Source organism: Ruminococcus sp. CAG:330, from assembly GCF_000437175.1.
Taxonomy (GTDB): Bacteria; Bacillota; Clostridia; order Oscillospirales; family Ruminococcaceae; genus Ruminococcus_C.
Genome location: NZ_FR898087.1, coordinates 9,517 through 25,762, shown reverse-complemented (window position 1 = coordinate 25,762; position 16,246 = coordinate 9,517). Strand labels below are relative to the sequence as shown.

The window sequence follows — 16,246 nt, the reverse complement described above, 5'->3', positions numbered from 1 at the left end:
AATCAACGGCTCCTTTCCAAGACACGCAGCTTCGCACTGCGGCTCCGATTGTTTTGCGCCAGCTCCGCTTCTCCGGGGACGATGGGCTTTCTGGTGACCAGCTTTGCCTCCGGTGTTCTGCCGCAAACGCACTGCGGGAAATCCGGCGGGCAGATACAGCCCTGACACCATGCGGCAAACTGCCGTTTGACCATACGGTCTTCCAGCGAGTGGAATGTGATGACCGCCAGGCGTCCGCCCACCTTCAAGACGGAAAATGCAGCCTGCAATCCCGCTTCCAGATGTTCAAACTCCCCGTTCACGGCAATCCGAATTGCCTGAAACGACTTCTTACACGGATTTTTCATCCGGCGCACCTTCTGCGGCACACCGCTTTTGATCAGTTCTGCCAGCTCCAGTGTCGTGTGAATCGGCTTTTCCTGCCGAGCCTGCACGATGCGCCGTGCAATGCTGCGGGCGAAGCTCTCCTCTCCATAGGTAAAGAGAATCCGTGCCAGCTCTTCCTCTGAGATGGTATTAACCAAATCCTCGGCCGTCATTCCGGTCTGGCTCATGCGCATATCCAGCGGTGCATCGGCGTGATAGGAGAAGCCACGGGACTCCTCGTCCAGCTGATGGGAAGAAACACCCAGATCCAGCAGCACGCCGTCCACCGGCGCCAGCCCCATCTCCGTCAAAACCGTCTGCATTTCGTCATAATTATGGTGCACCACGGTGGCAGGATAGCCCGCCAGCCGTTCAGTTGCCGCTGCAACTGCATCCGGATCACGGTCAAAGCCAATCAGCTGTCCGCCGGCAGTCAGGCGCTTGGCAATTTCACGGGAGTGTCCGGCACCGCCCACGGTTCCGTCCACATAAATGCCGTCCGGCCGGATTGCCAGTCCGTCCAGCACCTCCTGCAGCAAAACCGGAACATGTTGAAATTCCATGGGATGCCTCCTCGCTCCAATCCAAGCCGCCAGCCGACCCAAAATTTCCGAGTCGTCATGCGGGGTATTCCGTGCTTCTTCCGGGGATTCTCCTCAAAATTCCGCACGTATGATATTATTATACCGTATCTGCTGGGAAATTGCAAGGAAAGAAAGAGAGAATGCCGCAAAAAATATGGTCAAAAATCAATTTCCTTTTTATGCATGTTGCACAAGGAAAAATGCAAAAGGGGGAGTGAACCGAAGTCCAACTCCCCCTCGCAGGTGTGTAAAACGCCTGTAAACTTATTCGTTAATTGCAGTTACGACACCAGAACCTACAGTTCTACCACCCTCACGGATAGCGAAACGCAGACCCTCTTCGATAGCGATCGGCTGGATCAGCTCAACGTCCATCTCAACGTTATCGCCCGGTGTGCACATTTCAACGTCTGCCGGCAGAGTGATGATACCGGTTACGTCAGTTGTTCTGAAATAGAACTGCGGTCTGTAGTTGTTGAAGAACGGAGTATGACGGCCGCCCTCTTCCTTCTTCAGAACGTAAACCTGGCCCTTGAACTTGGTGTGCGGGTGAATGGAACCCGGCTTGCACAGTACCTGACCACGCTCAACCTGGTCACGAGTGATACCACGCAGCAGTGCGCCAACGTTATCGCCAGCTTCTGCGAAGTCCAGAGACTTACGGAACATTTCCAGACCAGTTACAACGGTGTTCAGCTTCTCTTCAGACAGACCAACGATTTCAACCGGCTCGTTAACGTTCAGCTTTCCGCGCTCTACACGACCGGTAACAACGGTACCACGGCCAGAAATGGTCATAGTATCCTCGATCGGCATCAGGAACGGCTTTGCATCGTCACGTTCCGGAGTCGGAATGTACTCGTCAACAGCATCCATCAGATCCAGAATCGGCTTGTAAGCCGGATCGCTCAGATCGTCCGGAGCTTCCAGAGCAGCCAGAGCAGAACCAACGATGATCGGAGTGTCATCGCCCGGGAAGTCATATTCGTTCAGAGTCTCACGAACGTCCATTTCAACCAGTTCCAGCAGTTCCGGATCGTCAACCTGGTCAGCCTTGTTCAGGAATACAACGATTGCCGGTACGCCAACCTGACGAGCCAGCAGGATGTGCTCCTTGGTCTGAGCCATCGGGCCATCAGATGCAGCAACTACCAGGATAGCGCCGTCCATCTGAGCTGCACCGGTGATCATGTTCTTAACGTAGTCAGCATGTCCCGGGCAGTCAACGTGAGCGTAGTGACGCTTGTCGGTCTCGTACTCAACGTGAGCGGTGTTGATTGTGATACCACGCTCTCTCTCTTCCGGAGCCTTATCGATCATATCGTAAGCTTCGTACTGAGCCTGACCCTTCAGAGCCAGAGTCTTGGTGATAGCAGCAGTCAGAGTGGTCTTACCATGGTCAACGTGACCGATGGTGCCAATGTTTACATGGGGTTTGGTTCTTTCAAATTTAGCCTTTGCCATTGGAATAATCCTCCTCAATAAATAAAATGAGCGTAAATGCACTTAACGAGAAGTGTTACACATATTGTACCAGATTTCAAAGAGAAATGCAAGTGTTTTTTGAAAAAATCAGGATTTTTTCGAAAAACTTCTTATTTCTTTCTGGAAGACATAATCTTTTCTGCGATATTCTTCGGAACTTCCTGGTAGCTGTGGGGTTCCATCGAGTACTGACCACGGCCCTGGGTATTCGAACGCAGATCGCTGGTGTAGCCGAACATCTCGGACAGCGGAACCAGTGCATCGACCTGAACGGTACCGGTGCGGGTTTCCTGACCCTGAATCTGACCACGGCGAGAACTCAGGTCACCGATTACAGTACCGGTATATTCATCCGGCACGATAACGGAAACCTTCATGATCGGTTCCATCAGAATCGGCTGTGCCTGCTTCATTGCTTCCTTGAAAGCGATAGAACCGGCGATCTTAAATGCCATTTCCGAGGAGTCGACTTCGTGATAAGATCCATCGTACAGCTCAACCTTTACGTCAACGACTTCATAGCCAGCCAGAATACCAGCCTGCATTGCGCCGCGGATACCGGCATCAACAGCAGGAATGTATTCCTTCGGAATTGCACCGCCGACAACCTTGTTGGTGAATTCATAGCCCTTACCGGATTCGTTCGGGGAAACACGGATTTTAACGTGACCGTACTGACCGGAACCACCGGACTGCTTCTTGTACTTATAGTCCACATCGGCATTGCCCTTGATGGTTTCCTTGTAGGATACCTGCGGTGCGCCAACGTTTGCTTCTACCTTGAACTCACGGAGCAGACGGTCTACGATGATATCCAGATGCAGCTCGCCCATGCCGGCGATAATGGTCTGACCGGTTTCCTCGTCTGTCCAGGTACGGAAAGTCGGGTCTTCTTCTGCCAGCTTTGCCAGCGCAATGCCCATCTTGTCCTGACCAGCCTTGGTCTTCGGCTCGATTGCCAGCTGGATAACCGGCTCCGGGAACTCCATGGATTCCAGAATTACCGGGTGCTTTTCATCGCACAGTGTATCACCGGTGGTGGTGTTCTTCAGACCAACAACGGCAGCGATATCGCCTGCGTATACAGTTTCGATATCCTTTCTGTGGTTGGAGTGCATCTGTACGATACGTCCCATACGCTCCTTGTTGTCCTTGGTAGCGTTCAGAACGGTAGCACCTGCGTTTACAGTACCGGAATATACACGGAAGAAGCACAGCTTACCAACGAACGGGTCAGTTGCGATCTTGAATGCCAGTGCAGCGAACGGCTCTTCGTCCGAAGAGTGGCGGAATACTTCCTCGCCGGTATCCGGATCGGTACCCTTGATAGACGGTACATCCAGCGGAGACGGCATATAGTCAACAACAGCATCCAGAAGCTTCTGTACGCCCTTGTTGCGGTAAGAAGTACCGCAGGTAACCGGAACCATTGTGTTTGCGATGGTGGACTTACGGATGCAAGCCTTGACCTCGTCGATGGTGATTTCTTCATCGTTAAAGAACTTCTCCATCAGCGCATCGTCCTGCTCTGCAACGTGTTCCATCAGGCTCTGGTGATATTCCTCAGCCTTTTCCTTCATATCGTCCGGAATCTCTTCCACACGGATATCCTTGCCGAGGTCATCGTAATAAACATACGCCTTCATCTCAACCAGGTCGATGATGCCCTTGAACTCGTCCTCAGCGCCGATAGGCAGCTGAATCGGAACAGCATTACACTTCAGTCTCTCGTGCATCATGTCAACGACGCGGTAGAAATCGGCGCCCATGATATCCATCTTGTTGACATAAACCATACGAGGAACCTGATACTTGTCAGCCTGTCTCCATACGGTTTCTGTCTGCGGCTCAACGCCGCCCTTTGCGCACAGTACAGTAACAGAACCATCCAGTACACGCAGAGAACGCTCAACTTCTACGGTGAAGTCAACGTGTCCCGGAGTGTCGATGATGTTGATTCTGTGGCCTGCCCAGTATGCAGTGGTTGCAGCAGAAGTGATCGTGATACCACGCTCCTGCTCCTGTGCCATCCAGTCCATCGTTGCAGCACCCTCGTGGGTCTCACCGATTTTGTGGTTGATACCGGTGTAGAACAGAATACGCTCTGTTGTGGTTGTTTTACCGGCATCGATGTGCGCCATGATACCGATATTTCTGGTTTTTTCCAGGGAACAATCTCTAGCCATAGATAATTCTCCTTTCGCTTACCAGCGATAGTGAGCAAATGCCTTGTTGGCTTCTGCCATCTTGTGTGTATCGTCACGCTTCTTGCAAGCGCCGCCGGTATTGTTCAGTGCATCGAGGATTTCTCCTGCCAGACGTTCCTTCATGGTCTTTTCGTTCCGCAGTCTGGAATACTTGGTGATCCAGCGCAGACCCAGAGTCTGACGGCGTTCCGGACGAACTTCCATCGGAACCTGGTATGTTGCACCGCCCATACGGCGAGCCTTTACTTCCAGAACCGGCATTACATTATCCATAGCCTCCTGGAACATTTCCAGCGCATCCTTGCCGGTCTTTTCAGCGACAATATCAAATGCACCGTAAACAATCTTCTGGGCAACGCCCTTTTTTCCGTCTACCATCACATTATTGATCAGACGGGTAACGAGCTTAGAACCGTAAATCGGATCTTCCAGCACGTCACGCTTTGCGATTTTACCTCTTCTTGGCATTTTCGCTTCCCTCCTTCACATTCATGCATGAATTCACAGGTACTCGTTCGGGCGGATTGTTCCGCCGACCGTCAGGCCAATGGAGAGGAATACGCCGTGCCGCAGCGGCACATCTATATTCATATCTCCACGTTCCTGTGGTGATCTAAAGCTTTCCTGTTCATACCGAACCCGCTGTGCAGCGGGTTCCCGGATTTTGCCGAAGCCGGACAATCTTACTTCTTGCCAGCCTTCGGTCTCTTTGCGCCGTACTTGGAACGGGCCTGCATTCTGTTTGCAACGCCCTGTGCGTCCAGAGTACCGCGGATGATGTGGTAACGTACACCAGGCAGGTCCTTTACACGGCCGCCACGGATCAGAACCACGCTGTGCTCCTGCAGGTTGTGGCCGATACCCGGAATGTACGAAGTAACCTCGTAGCCATTTGTCAGCTTAACTCTGGCAATCTTTCTCATAGCGGAGTTCGGCTTCTTCGGGGTTGCAGTACGAACCGCCGTGCAAACGCCTCTCTTCTGCGGAGAACTCTGATTTGTGGTCACTTTCTTCTTGGCATTATAGCCCTTCTGCAGTGCCGGAGCGGTAGACTTGTACTGCTGTACCTTTCTTCCCTTCCGAACCAACTGATTAAACGTAGGCATAATTTTCCTCCTTTGCTGAAAAATAAACTTGACATGCGATGCACCTGTGTGCCGCATGCCTTTTCATTATAACGCACCTGCGGCGGCTTGTCAATATATTATCAGAAATTTTACAATTACACCGCCGGAAAATTACACAGCCCCGATACACCTTGGAGTATCGGGGCTGAAATTTGATGGAGTTATGCGAGAATCTGCGAAAGCCAGTCGTCCAGCGAACCTACCTCCCGTCCGGCGGAGCGCAGGGAGTCGTACTGTAAAATATAGAAGGCATCGTCCAGATCAACGCAGCCGCTGCCGTCCACATCCGCCCGCAGCAGCTGCCAGTCCTCCAGACCGCTTTCAGCACCGGCGCTGACACGTGCATACGCCTGTAAGATCAGGAACGCATCGTCCAGAGAAACTGCGCCGTCGCCGTCCACATCGCCCGTTTCTGCAACAGGTGCGGTTTCCGTTGTGGTGCTGACCGCAGCAGTTTCTGTGGTCTGAGCTGTCGTTTCTGCGGTGGTCGCTGTAGTCGTAGTAGTCTGTGCAGCGGTGACCGATTCGGTTGCCGTCAACACCGCTGCTGTACTGGTGACAGGCGATGTCGCAGTCGTTTCCGGCGGTGCGGTCGTGACAGACGGTGTTGTCATCTCCGGTGTATCCAGCAGCACATATTTCCGTCCGTACTGCTGGGCATACCAATACAGGGAGGAATCCTGATAGCAGTAGAGCAGCACCTGTTTTGGCAGCTCGTAGTCTGAAGTCATCAGATGGCAGTCCGGATTGTACACCGTCAGCGACAGAAGCGCCGTGTCTCCGTTGAAGTTGTTCTGTCCCACATAGGATACTGTTTCCGGCAGGGACAGCGCATAGAGGGAGGAGCACTGGACAAACGCCTGCGATTCAATTCGCTCCACGCCGGAGGGAATCACAATCTCGTTGAGGCTGGTGCACTGGTAAAAAGCACGCTGGGGAATGCACTTCAGATTTTTGGAGAGCACCAGCTTTTGCAGTGACGTGCAGCCAAGGAACGCATCCTCTCCCAGCTCCGTCACCGAGTCGGGAAGCACCATGGTTTGCAGTGCTGTACAGTCCTGAAAAGCACCGATGCCGATTTTCGTCAGGTGCTCCGGCAGGACTACCTTCCGCAGCGAAGTGCAGCCTTGGAATGCGCCCTTGGAGATCTCCTCCATCTGAGCGGGCAGTGTGATCTCGTTGACGCTGGCAGGATTTTCCAAAAAACCGTTGCTGATGACGCAGACATTCTCCGGAATCTCGATCTTGCTGCGGTTTCCGCGGTATTTTAACAGAATCCCGCTGAGCACGATCCAGCTGCCCGTCTGTTCCTCCATCCACGCCGTTTGCAGGAATACCTCCTCGCCCAGATCTTCCAGTGTGTGGGGAAGTGTGATGTTGCTCAGGCTGGTGCAGAGGGAAAACGCATAGGAGCCGATGGAGCACAGTCCGTCCGGAAGCTCTGCTGCACGCAGACTGGTGCAACCGCAAAAGGCATAGGCGCCGATGTCCGTCAGGGAGTTTCCAAATGTCACAGATTCCAGACTGCTGCACCCGTAGAACGACTCCTCGCCAATTCGTGTCACCGAATCCGGCAGTTTAATTTGCAGCAGACTGGTGCAGTCCTGAAAGGCGTTGTTGCCGATGAGGCGCACATTTTCCCCAATGGTAACTGATTCCAGAGAGGTGCACGATTCAAATGCGCCGCCCTCGATCTGATAGATGTTCTGCGGAATGGAAACAGACTTCAGCGACTTGCAGCCGTAGAAGCTCCAGAAAGAGATCTGCTTGAGATTGCGGGGAAACGTAATTTCCTGCAGGTTCTCGCAGTACATGAAGCATCCGCTGCCCAGGACGGTCAGGCTCTGCGGCAAGTCCACAGTCATCACATTGCGGTCGCCGTCCGAAAACAGGTAGTCCGCCAGGATCGTCACACCCTCCGGTATTGTCACATGGGTCGCAGCGGTATTCAGCGCCACTGCAATCTTGCCGTTCAACACGACAACCTCGTCCTGACACTGGTTTTTCCATGCGGTATTGAGGAACGTCTTGTCCCCCATGTCCGTAACGCCCTCTGCACCCTCAATGGTCTTGAGGCTGACGCAGTTCTGAAAGGCATAGCGCCCGATGGAGATGACGCTGTCAGGAATCGTGATCTTCTCCAGTGTCCTGTTGTCCCGAAATGCGCCGTTATCGATCTTCGTCACGACTCGTCCGTTGATCATCTCCGGAATCTCGATTTCTTTCACTGCCGCACCGCCGGTAATTGTAATATTTCCCAGCACATCCAGCTCATAATTGACTGCACCATAGGAATTCGGATGGCTTGAGGCAGCCTGCGCTGTTACAGTTCCCATACTGTAAAACGCAGTCAGCAGAACCGAAATGCACAGCAGCACTGCCAGCATTCCGGAAGCCAGTCTTTTCCAACACATTTTCTGCATATGGCACACTCCTTTCTTTTTGCTCCGGCAAGCCGGAGGATTTTTTCATAAAATTCCCGTTGTCTATTCTTTCTAAACCGAACCGGATGCGCATCCGTTTCCGGCGGCATTTTTAGAGTACGCCTGCAAAATTCCAAAGGCATCCTCCAGTGCAACTGTGCCATCGCCGTCATAGTCCGCCGCATACTGTTCCAAGTCTGTCAATGCATCCGGATTTCCGGCGGCAGATCTGGCATAAGCTGCCAGCACTGAAAAGGCATCGTTCAGGGTGAGTTCGCCGTCTCCGTCGAAGTCCCCCCGCAGCCGGTCCATGGGCGTAAACGCCCGCTCATACTTGCTGGCATACTCGTGCGCCGTGGAAACCGACATGCCCCGAATGCGTGCTGCCGAGCTGATGGTAGTTTCCAGATCGAAGATCTCGCAGTCCGGATTCAAAATCGAGAGCTGCTGCAAATTGACGCATCCATCAAAAACGCCTTCGCCGATCTTCTGCACCGATGCCGGAATTTCCAGCTGTTCCAGTGCCGCACAATCCTGAAATGCCTGCGTGGCGATCTCCGTGACAGAATCCGGAATTTCCACAAATTGCAGGGATTCGCAGCCGGAGAATGCGGTATTGCTGATGCGTGTCATTCCCGTGGAGAGGCGCACGTGTTTCAGCGATTTGCAGTAGGCGAAAGCGTGGTTGCCAATCTCCTGCACGCTGTCTGGCAGGGAGATTTCCCGCAAACTGGTGCACCAGTGAAACGCATACGCACCAACGCTCTGCACGCCCTCCGCCAGCGTCACCGTTTGAAGCGCCTTACAGCCGCTAAAGGAAAAGGCGTCCACCGTTCCCACCGTTGCCGGAACGGTCACGGCAGTGATGACGGTATTGGTGGCAAAAGCATAGCCGGCAATCATCCGGACGCTGTCCGGAATCGTCACCTCGGCAGCTGTTCCGTTGTACGACAGCAGAATGCCGTCGCCGACCACCACAAAATCCACCGCCTGCTGTTCCAGCCACGGCGTGCCCTGCAAAATGCTCCAGCCGACCTGCGTCACCGTATCCGGAATGCTGACCTCTGTCAGGCGGGTACAGCCGGAAAACGCCATGTGTCCGATCTTCCGAACGGTTTCCGGAATCACAATGCGCTGCAATCGGGTGCAGGAGCGAAAGGCATAGTTGCCGATCTCCGTTACCGGACAGCCGTCGATCTCCTCCGGCACTTCCACATCGGTCACGGAGGGACGTGCCTGTTTGATGACCACTTCATTTCGGGCAGTCACAGAGTAGTACAGGCTGTCCTGATAGAGCTTTTGCGATTCTGCTCCGGCATGCAGCAGCGCACCGCTTTTTCCCAAAAGGCACAGCACACAGACGGTCATAAGCACCGCCGCCCAGATGTGTTTCCATGGGGAAATCATCCGCAAATTCAAGGCACATTCCTCCTTTCCATGTGCTTTTCTGATGTTGTCTCTATTATAACACACTTCTATAATGGCGTCAATATGACATGGTGCGCAAATTATGGCGCTTCTCTGTAGGAGCAGATTCAACTGTATCCATTGGTTCTATGTTTCGTTGAAAACGTTCCGCCGGAACGTTTTCAAAATCAAGGCATTACAAACGGGACACAGGGCGGAGCGGTCTTGTTCGCTCCGCCCTCGAAAAGCTGTCGCTTTTCTCACCCACCTTCCCCGTGCGCCAAAAGCATGGCGCAGGGATTTCGCCGTCTGCGGACGGCGACTTAGAGGGCACGTGCCCTCTAAGAACACCTCGCCAGCTGCGCTCATCTGGAGCAGCCTTATGAGGAAAGTGCATGGAAATTATTTTTGTGTTACCGCATGCTTTTTCCCGTAGTCTGTTGATTTGTATCAAAGGGCACTCTGCCACAGCATCCATCAAAAAGCGGTGCAAAAGCTGCCAAAACCGCTTCCGCACCGCTGGTATCTCTTTTTCTTTGCCGATTACTCTGCGCCGTCTCCCTGCAACACCGCACGAGCCGTTTTCCACAGGATCTTGACATCGGTTTTCAAGGACTGCTCCCGAATATACCGGAGATCCAGCTCCACCCACTCGTCAAACATGATATTGCTTCTGCCGGAGCACTGCCAATAGCAGGTGAGACCGCCCTTCACATCCAGCCGGTGGTTCTGATACGGCGTATACTGCTCCACCTCTCTGGGAATCGGCGGGCGTGGGCCGACCAAACTCATCGAACCGCCCAGCACGTTCAGAAACTGCGGCAGCTCGTCCAGACTCATCTTTCGCAAAAACTTCCCCAGCTTCGTCACACGGGGATCATCCTTCATCTTAAACACCGGTCCGTCCGCCTCGTTGCGCTGCTTCAGCGCATCCAGCTTCTGTTCGGCATCCACACACATAGTGCGGAACTTGTACATGTAGAAGTACCGCCCGTCCTTCGTCACACGAACCTGACGGAAAAACGGATTGTGAAAGTCCTGCAAAAAGATCAGCAGGGCGATCACCAGCATGGGAACCGCCAGAACTGCAAGGGCGCACAGCGACCCTATAATGTCCATGCACCGTTTGGCGAAATAGTAGCCTCTGGACGGCCGCATTCGCTCCGATGAGCGTGCACGAAACCGATGCCGTTCCCCATAGCTGACAGCATGCGGCAGATCTTCTTCCCGGCTCAAATAGCCTAAATTTTCCATAAAAACCGCTCCTTTCCAAGTATTCTTTCCCAGGGGAAGCCCGGAACAGGCTCCCCCGCACCGAAGGCAGCCCGGCGCAGCAGCGCCAGAGCCAACAAAGTGCCTCCCTTTGCACTTTGCCCCCGATATAAAAAAATTATATCATTTTACGCCATCGCATGTCAATATACTATTCATACAAGAAACAGCCCCTTTTTTCAGTATTTTTAGACAATCCCATCAGAAAACCGCCGGAAACACAGGCAATTTTTCCGAAATCAAATACATTTGGCAAAGGATTTTTTCCCCAGCGCCAGAGCATGCAAAAAGCGCCTATGGAATCCTTTCCACAGGCGCTTTTCTTCGATTGTTTATGATAGCACGGTGTAGAGTGTCACAGCGTCTTCCTTTGTGACGAACTCCGGCACCTTTTCCACCCGAACGGACAGTTCCTTCTGTCCCATCTGAATGGCGATCACATCGCCTACCTTGACATCATAGGATGCACGGGCGATCTTTTCATTGACCAGCACTTTTCCGGCATCGCATGCCTCGTTGGCAACGGTGCGCCGTTTGATCAGGCGTGAAACTTTCAGGTATTTATCCAATCGCATCGGCTGCTTCCTCCTCAAAAGATCGTTTGGTGCGGTTCCACATTTCGATCCACTCCCCGTGGGTCAGCGTGTCCAGTGAGCGTCCGCTGTCCAGACAGCGCTTTTCCACCGCAGCGAAGCACTGGATGAAGTGGTTCGTGGTATCGGTCAGCGCCTGTTCCGCCTGAATGCCGAAGTGCTGTGCAGCGCTGGCGCAGCAGAACAGCATCTCGCCCATGGCACGGGCCAGCTCGTCCTTGTCCTCCAGATACACCGCCTGTTCCAGCGTGTGCTTGCACTCCGTCACGCTGGCAAGCGCCGACTCCTTGCACAGGAAATGCCCCTTGCCCTTGGCAGCACGCTTGCTCACCTTTTGCGCACGCATCAGCGCCGGCAGTGTCTTGGCGACAGCTTCCAGCGTTTCTGTCCGTGTGGTCTGATGCTTGGTCTCCTCTTTGATGGTATCCCAGTTTTTCAGGACATCCTCTGTGGTATCCGCCTGCACCGTGCTGAACACATGGGGATGCCGGACGATCATTTTCTCGCAGATCTCCGTGCAGACATCCTCCAGCGTGAAGTGCGCCTGTTCCTGCTCGATCTGTGCATGGAACACCACCTGCAAAAGCAGGTCGCCCAGCTCCTCCCGCAGCATCGCCGGATCTTTCTGGTCGATTGCCTCGATCACCTCATAAGTCTCCTCAATCAGCTCGCTGCGGATGGACTCGTGGGTCTGTTCCCTATCCCATGGGCAGCCCTCTTTGCTGCGAAGGAGTGAGATGATCTCTGCCAGATCATCAACAGTGTAGCGTTCTTTGCGTTCATACGGTATCATACTGTGCCTCCGGTTTCATGAAATTGTGGTTTACTTTTCTTCCGCTGGCGCTGCAAATTCCAGGCGCTCTTTCTGAATCCGGCTGCAAACCGCCTGCTCCCGGGAAATTCCGGCAAATGCGTCCTCCGCAAATTTTTTCAGAGCTTGTGTTCGTAGGAAATATATGCGGATTTTCGAGCAAATTTTTTTGCAGACAAGGCAAAAATTTGCGGGCATACTTTCGTATGGCAAGAATTTTTAACGCAGTATGCAACAAAATTTGCCGAAAAGACGTAGATAGACGCTTATGAACACAGGCTCTCAGCGCAGCGCCCAGATCGAATTGCATTTAAAGGGCATCCACAAAGCCGACCTTGCGGTATACCTTGCGGACAATGCGGGAGGAATACGCCAGCGCCTTGGCGTCGGAAGCGGTGTAGCACTCCTTCAGATACGCCTTGTCGCCGATGAGTTTTGCATAGGTCTCCCGCACCGGACGGAGATGGTCAGCAACTGCCTCGCCCACTGCCATCTTGAAGTCGCCGTAGCCCTTGCCCTCGAACTCCCGTTCAATTTCCGCATAGGTCTTTCCAGTAACGCTGGAATAAATGCTCATCAGGTTGTTGATGCCGTCCTTGCCCTCGGCATAGCGCACCTGCGCCTCGCTGTCGGTCACGGCACGCTTGCACTTGCGGATGATGGTATCCTTGTCGTCCAGAATCAGAATGCACGCATTGGGGTTGGTGTCAGATTTCGACATCTTCTTGGCAGGATCCTGCAGGGACATGATCTTTGCGCCCACCGGCGGAATATACGGCTCCGGCAGCGTGAAGAACTCGCCGTAGCGCTGGTTGAAGCGCTGGGCAATGTTTCGTGTCAGCTCCAGATGCTGCTTCTGGTCGATTCCCACCGGCACCAGATCGGCGTTGTATGCCAGGATATCCGCTGCCATGAGCACCGGATAGGTGAACAGACCGGCGTTGACATCATCCGGATGGCGCTGGCTCTTGTCTTTAAACTGTGTCATGCGGGAGAGCTCGCCGAACTGGGTATTGCAGCTGAGAATCCAGCTCAGTTCCGCATGGGTTCTCACGTGGCTCTGGATGAACAGAATAGACTTGTCCAGATCAATGCCGCATGCCAGCAGCAGCGCATACGCCTGAAGGCTGTTCTGCCGCAGCTTTACCGGATCCTGCCGTACTGTGATGGCGTGCATATCCACCACGCAGTATACGCAGCGGTACTCGTCCTGCAGCGGGCCCCAGTTCCGAATCGCACCGATATAATTGCCCAGTGTAAACGTGCCTGTGGGCTGGATGCCGCTGAAAATCAGTTTTTTGGTCTCTTGTTCTGCCATGTCCGGCACATCCTTTCGTTTACTGGTTCTTCTGTGCAGCCGCACGATCCTTCATCTGTGCGGAATGCAGCTCCTGCATCACTCTCTGGTACAGGAAATAAACGCTCTGTACTTCCTTGCTTTCATTAGAAACTTCTGTGGGTGAAACGGTTTTTTTATAGATGCCGTTTCTGGTCAGCAGGAAGATGTTGTTGTTGCGTCCCATGGGCAGGTCAAACTGCTTGGTCTTCTGCGCATCGCCCAGCATCCGGCTTGCGTTGGTGACCAGAATCTGTCCGGCCTGTACCACAGACTGATACCGCTGGGAAGCGCCGGTGTAGCAGCCCATGTGCTCGCCGTCATACATGTTGAAGTACAGGTTTGCTGCGCCGTTGATATAGACAACCAGCGTTGCCAGTGTGGTGGGGTTCATGGGGATGTCGATCACTACGCCATAGACGCTGTGCTCCGGAGTGATCAGCTTCGAGAACTGCTTTGCCGGAAAGTGCAGCGCTGCACCACGTGTCATCAGGTAAGATTCGGTTGCGAGATAACGCACCAGCGGGGTATGATTTTTTGTATTTGCCATGATATATAAAGTCCTTCCTCTTTCAAAAATTAATTGTCTAACATTTCTTTGGTCATGTCGCCCAGAATCCGGATGCCCTTGACGATCTGGTCATCCGGCGGTGTGGAGAAGTTCAGGCGGATGGACGAGCTGGGCTGTGTCTCATCCACCAGAAAAGCATTTCCCGGAACGACAGCGATCTTGTACTCCGAAACGGCACGCTTGCAGAATGCAGGCATGTCGCAGTCCTCCGGCAGTGTGCACCAGATGAACAGACCGCCCTCCGGTTCCTCCCAGCGGATCTTCTTGGAGAAATGCTGGCGCATTCCGCCGATCATCAGTTCGCACTTGTGGCGGTATACCTCCCGCAGTCCCTCCAAGTAGGCATCCATATCGGTTTCCTCCAGGAACTGTGCGCAGACTGCCTGTGCCCAGATGTTGGAGTGCACGTCCGACACCTGCTTGCAGACGGTGATCTTGGAAATGATCTCTGCCGGTGCGCTGACATAGCCCACACGGAGTCCCGGTGCCAGAATCTTGGAAAACGTGCCGCTGTAGATGACACGGTGTTCGGTGTCCATGCTCTTGATGGAGGGAACCGGCGTGCCGGCAAACCGCAGGTCGCCGTAGGGGTTGTCCTCCAGAATGACCACGTTGTATCTGCACGCCAGTGCGTACAGCCCCCTCCGCTTTTCCAGAGACATCACACGGCCGGTAGGGTTCTGGAAATTGGGGATGACGTAGATCAGCTTGGGGTTGCGGCTGGTGCGGAGCGCCTCCTCCAGCGCATTCAGATCCATGCCGTCCTGTTCCATGGGAACGCCAACCAGATTGACGCCGTAGGAGCGGAACGCATTGAGCGAGCCGATGAAGCTGGGGGATTCGCACAGCATGGTATCCCCACGGTTCAGCAGCACCTTGCAGGCAAGCTCGTTTGCCTGCTGTGCGCCGGAGGTGGTGATCAGATCATCTGCCAGCGGGTCGAAGCACTGCTGTGCCTCCATCCGCTTTTTCAGCAGTTCCCGCAGCTTGGGATATCCCTCTGTGATATTATATTGCAGCGCCAGAAGCGGATCCTTTTGCAGCAGATCCGCAGAGATCTGGCGGATATGATCCACCGGAAACGCCTCTGATGCCGGATTTCCGGCAGCAAACGAAATCACACCCGGCATACTGGTAAACTTCAGGATCTCCCGAATTGCAGAGGGCTGCAGGGATGACACATTGTCCGAAAATGCATATTGCATGTTGGTTTCTTCCTTTCTGAAAATTCTGAAAATAGAATCTGCCGGATCCTGCGCCAATTTCCCGCAGAATCCCGTTTCCGAAGCCGTGCAGCTTCAGAAACGGCGGCATTTCCTTTTTATTATAACACATATTTTCGATTTCGGCAACATAAATTTTTCAGTAAATGGGACAATTTCATTTTTCTTTTGAAAGACCTGTCTAATATTTCGAAAAATTCGTGGAAAAAACGCATACTTTCAGCGAAAGGAGCTGCCGCTTTGAAACAACAGACATTTTGGAAAGGGTCTGCCATTCTGCTGATCTCTGCCATGCTCACCAAGGTTCTGGGGGCATGCTTCAAGATTCCCCTCACCAACGTGCTGGGCGGAACCGGCATGGGATATTTCAGTACCGCCTACGGGCTGCTGCTGCCGGTATACGCCCTCTCGGTCACCGGTCTTTCCGCCGCCGTATCCCAGACTGTCTCCCGTGCCGCCGCCCTCCGGCGGTGGAAAGAGGTGCGCTGCATCCGGCGTGCCGCCCTGCTGGCGTGCGGTGTTCTGGGACTCTTACTGAGCTGCGGCATCCTGCTGCTGGCGGAACCGTTCACCGGTCAAGTCGCCAAACAGCCCTATGCCGTTTTCTCCGTGCTCGCCATTGCGCCGGCAGCGCTGTTTGGCTGTCTGACGGCGGTAGAGCGGGGCTACTGGGAGGGCTTGCAAACCATGACACCTACGGCGGTTTCGCAGGCGGCGGAGGCAGTGGCGAAGCTTGCACTGGGGCTGCTGCTGTGCCGGTGGGTGCTGACCCATCCGGAACAGGTCTGTATGCTGGTTCCGGCAGACGTTCCGCTGGCAGCTCTCGCCGCAGCTGCTGCCG

The 16,246-nt window shown here is 53.8% G+C and carries 15 protein-coding genes; 1 reads left to right on the top strand and 14 read right to left on the bottom strand.

Translation table 11 applies throughout. The annotated features are described in order from the left end of the window. Positions 1-2: 2 nt before the first annotated feature. The 14 genes from rsmH to QZL66_RS10000 all read right to left on the bottom strand — a co-directional run bounded on the left by rsmH (position 3) and on the right by QZL66_RS10000 (position 15,387). A complete protein-coding gene (rsmH, locus tag QZL66_RS10065; protein ID WP_022411587.1) occupies positions 3-929 on the bottom strand; it encodes a 16S rRNA (cytosine(1402)-N(4))-methyltransferase RsmH in 927 nt (308 codons plus the stop codon). Between the two features lie 285 nt (positions 930-1,214). Beyond that, positions 1,215-2,414, bottom strand: coding sequence for an elongation factor Tu (gene tuf, locus QZL66_RS10060; RefSeq protein ID WP_022411586.1), 1,200 nt, complete (start codon positions 2,412-2,414; stop codon positions 1,215-1,217). A 131-nt stretch (positions 2,415-2,545) separates the two neighbouring features. Continuing rightward, on the bottom strand, positions 2,546-4,621 hold the full coding sequence (gene fusA / locus QZL66_RS10055; protein WP_022411585.1) for an elongation factor G: 2,076 nt from the start codon (positions 4,619-4,621) through the stop codon (positions 2,546-2,548). 18 nt (positions 4,622-4,639) lie between these two features. Beyond that, positions 4,640-5,110, bottom strand: a complete 471-nt coding sequence (gene rpsG, locus QZL66_RS10050; protein WP_022411584.1) for a 30S ribosomal protein S7 — start codon at positions 5,108-5,110, stop codon at positions 4,640-4,642. A gap of 215 nt (positions 5,111-5,325) precedes the next feature. After that, positions 5,326-5,748 (bottom strand): 30S ribosomal protein S12, encoded by a 423-nt coding sequence (gene rpsL / locus QZL66_RS10045; protein WP_022411582.1) that lies wholly within the window; start codon positions 5,746-5,748, stop codon positions 5,326-5,328. A gap of 182 nt (positions 5,749-5,930) precedes the next feature. Beyond that, the gene (locus tag QZL66_RS10040; RefSeq protein ID WP_022411581.1) at positions 5,931-8,192 is read right to left on the bottom strand and encodes a leucine-rich repeat protein; all 2,262 of its coding nucleotides are present in this window, start codon (positions 8,190-8,192) and stop codon (positions 5,931-5,933) included. Positions 8,193-8,264: 72 nt separating this feature from the next. After that, positions 8,265-9,611 carry a leucine-rich repeat protein gene (locus QZL66_RS10035; RefSeq protein WP_022411580.1) on the bottom strand — a complete coding sequence of 449 codons (1,347 nt, stop codon included), beginning with the start codon at positions 9,609-9,611 and terminating at the stop codon, positions 8,265-8,267. Between the two features lie 531 nt (positions 9,612-10,142). Continuing rightward, a complete protein-coding gene (locus tag QZL66_RS10030) occupies positions 10,143-10,853 on the bottom strand; it encodes a sugar transferase (RefSeq protein ID WP_022411579.1) in 711 nt (236 codons plus the stop codon). A 350-nt stretch (positions 10,854-11,203) separates the two neighbouring features. Beyond that, complete coding sequence (locus QZL66_RS10025; RefSeq protein ID WP_022411578.1) at positions 11,204-11,446, bottom strand: RNA-binding S4 domain-containing protein; 243 nt, start codon at positions 11,444-11,446, stop codon at positions 11,204-11,206. Then, positions 11,433-12,257 (bottom strand): nucleoside triphosphate pyrophosphohydrolase, encoded by an 825-nt coding sequence (gene mazG / locus QZL66_RS10020; RefSeq protein ID WP_022411577.1) that lies wholly within the window; start codon positions 12,255-12,257, stop codon positions 11,433-11,435. The genes QZL66_RS10025 and mazG overlap by 14 nt, the downstream gene beginning before the upstream one ends. Next, on the bottom strand, positions 12,244-12,585 hold the full coding sequence (locus QZL66_RS10015; RefSeq protein ID WP_293614965.1) for a hypothetical protein: 342 nt from the start codon (positions 12,583-12,585) through the stop codon (positions 12,244-12,246). Before QZL66_RS10015 ends, mazG begins: the two co-directional genes overlap by 14 nt. Beyond that, positions 12,586-13,593, bottom strand: coding sequence for a tryptophan--tRNA ligase (gene trpS, locus QZL66_RS10010; protein WP_022411576.1), 1,008 nt, complete (start codon positions 13,591-13,593; stop codon positions 12,586-12,588). It abuts the gene before it with no gap. A gap of 19 nt (positions 13,594-13,612) precedes the next feature. Further along, positions 13,613-14,161: a hypothetical protein gene (locus QZL66_RS10005; RefSeq protein ID WP_022411575.1), complete on the bottom strand. Its 549-nt coding sequence runs from the start codon at positions 14,159-14,161 to the stop codon at positions 13,613-13,615. 29 nt (positions 14,162-14,190) lie between these two features. Next, positions 14,191-15,387, bottom strand: a complete 1,197-nt coding sequence (locus QZL66_RS10000) for an aminotransferase-like domain-containing protein (protein WP_022411574.1) — start codon at positions 15,385-15,387, stop codon at positions 14,191-14,193. A gap of 258 nt (positions 15,388-15,645) precedes the next feature. Between QZL66_RS10000 and QZL66_RS09995 the strand changes: the two genes are divergently transcribed. Next, positions 15,646-16,246: oligosaccharide flippase family protein (locus QZL66_RS09995; protein WP_293614964.1), on the top strand; the 601-nt coding region annotated here is incomplete at its 3' end.

Coding starts and splice junctions, on each gene's coding strand:
- rsmH (WP_022411587.1), bottom strand. CDS start 929: ATGGAATTTCAACATGTTCCGGTTTTGCTGCAGGAGGTGCTGGACGGA.
- tuf (WP_022411586.1), bottom strand. CDS start 2,414: ATGGCAAAGGCTAAATTTGAAAGAACCAAACCCCATGTAAACATTGGC.
- fusA (WP_022411585.1), bottom strand. CDS start 4,621: ATGGCTAGAGATTGTTCCCTGGAAAAAACCAGAAATATCGGTATCATG.
- rpsG (WP_022411584.1), bottom strand. CDS start 5,110: ATGCCAAGAAGAGGTAAAATCGCAAAGCGTGACGTGCTGGAAGATCCG.
- rpsL (WP_022411582.1), bottom strand. CDS start 5,748: ATGCCTACGTTTAATCAGTTGGTTCGGAAGGGAAGAAAGGTACAGCAG.
- QZL66_RS10040 (WP_022411581.1), bottom strand. CDS start 8,192: ATGCAGAAAATGTGTTGGAAAAGACTGGCTTCCGGAATGCTGGCAGTG.
- QZL66_RS10030 (WP_022411579.1), bottom strand. CDS start 10,853: ATGGAAAATTTAGGCTATTTGAGCCGGGAAGAAGATCTGCCGCATGCT.
- QZL66_RS10025 (WP_022411578.1), bottom strand. CDS start 11,446: ATGCGATTGGATAAATACCTGAAAGTTTCACGCCTGATCAAACGGCGC.
- mazG (WP_022411577.1), bottom strand. CDS start 12,257: ATGATACCGTATGAACGCAAAGAACGCTACACTGTTGATGATCTGGCA.
- QZL66_RS10015 (WP_293614965.1), bottom strand. CDS start 12,585: ATGCAATTCGATCTGGGCGCTGCGCTGAGAGCCTGTGTTCATAAGCGT.
- trpS (WP_022411576.1), bottom strand. CDS start 13,593: ATGGCAGAACAAGAGACCAAAAAACTGATTTTCAGCGGCATCCAGCCC.
- QZL66_RS10005 (WP_022411575.1), bottom strand. CDS start 14,161: ATGGCAAATACAAAAAATCATACCCCGCTGGTGCGTTATCTCGCAACC.
- QZL66_RS10000 (WP_022411574.1), bottom strand. CDS start 15,387: ATGCAATATGCATTTTCGGACAATGTGTCATCCCTGCAGCCCTCTGCA.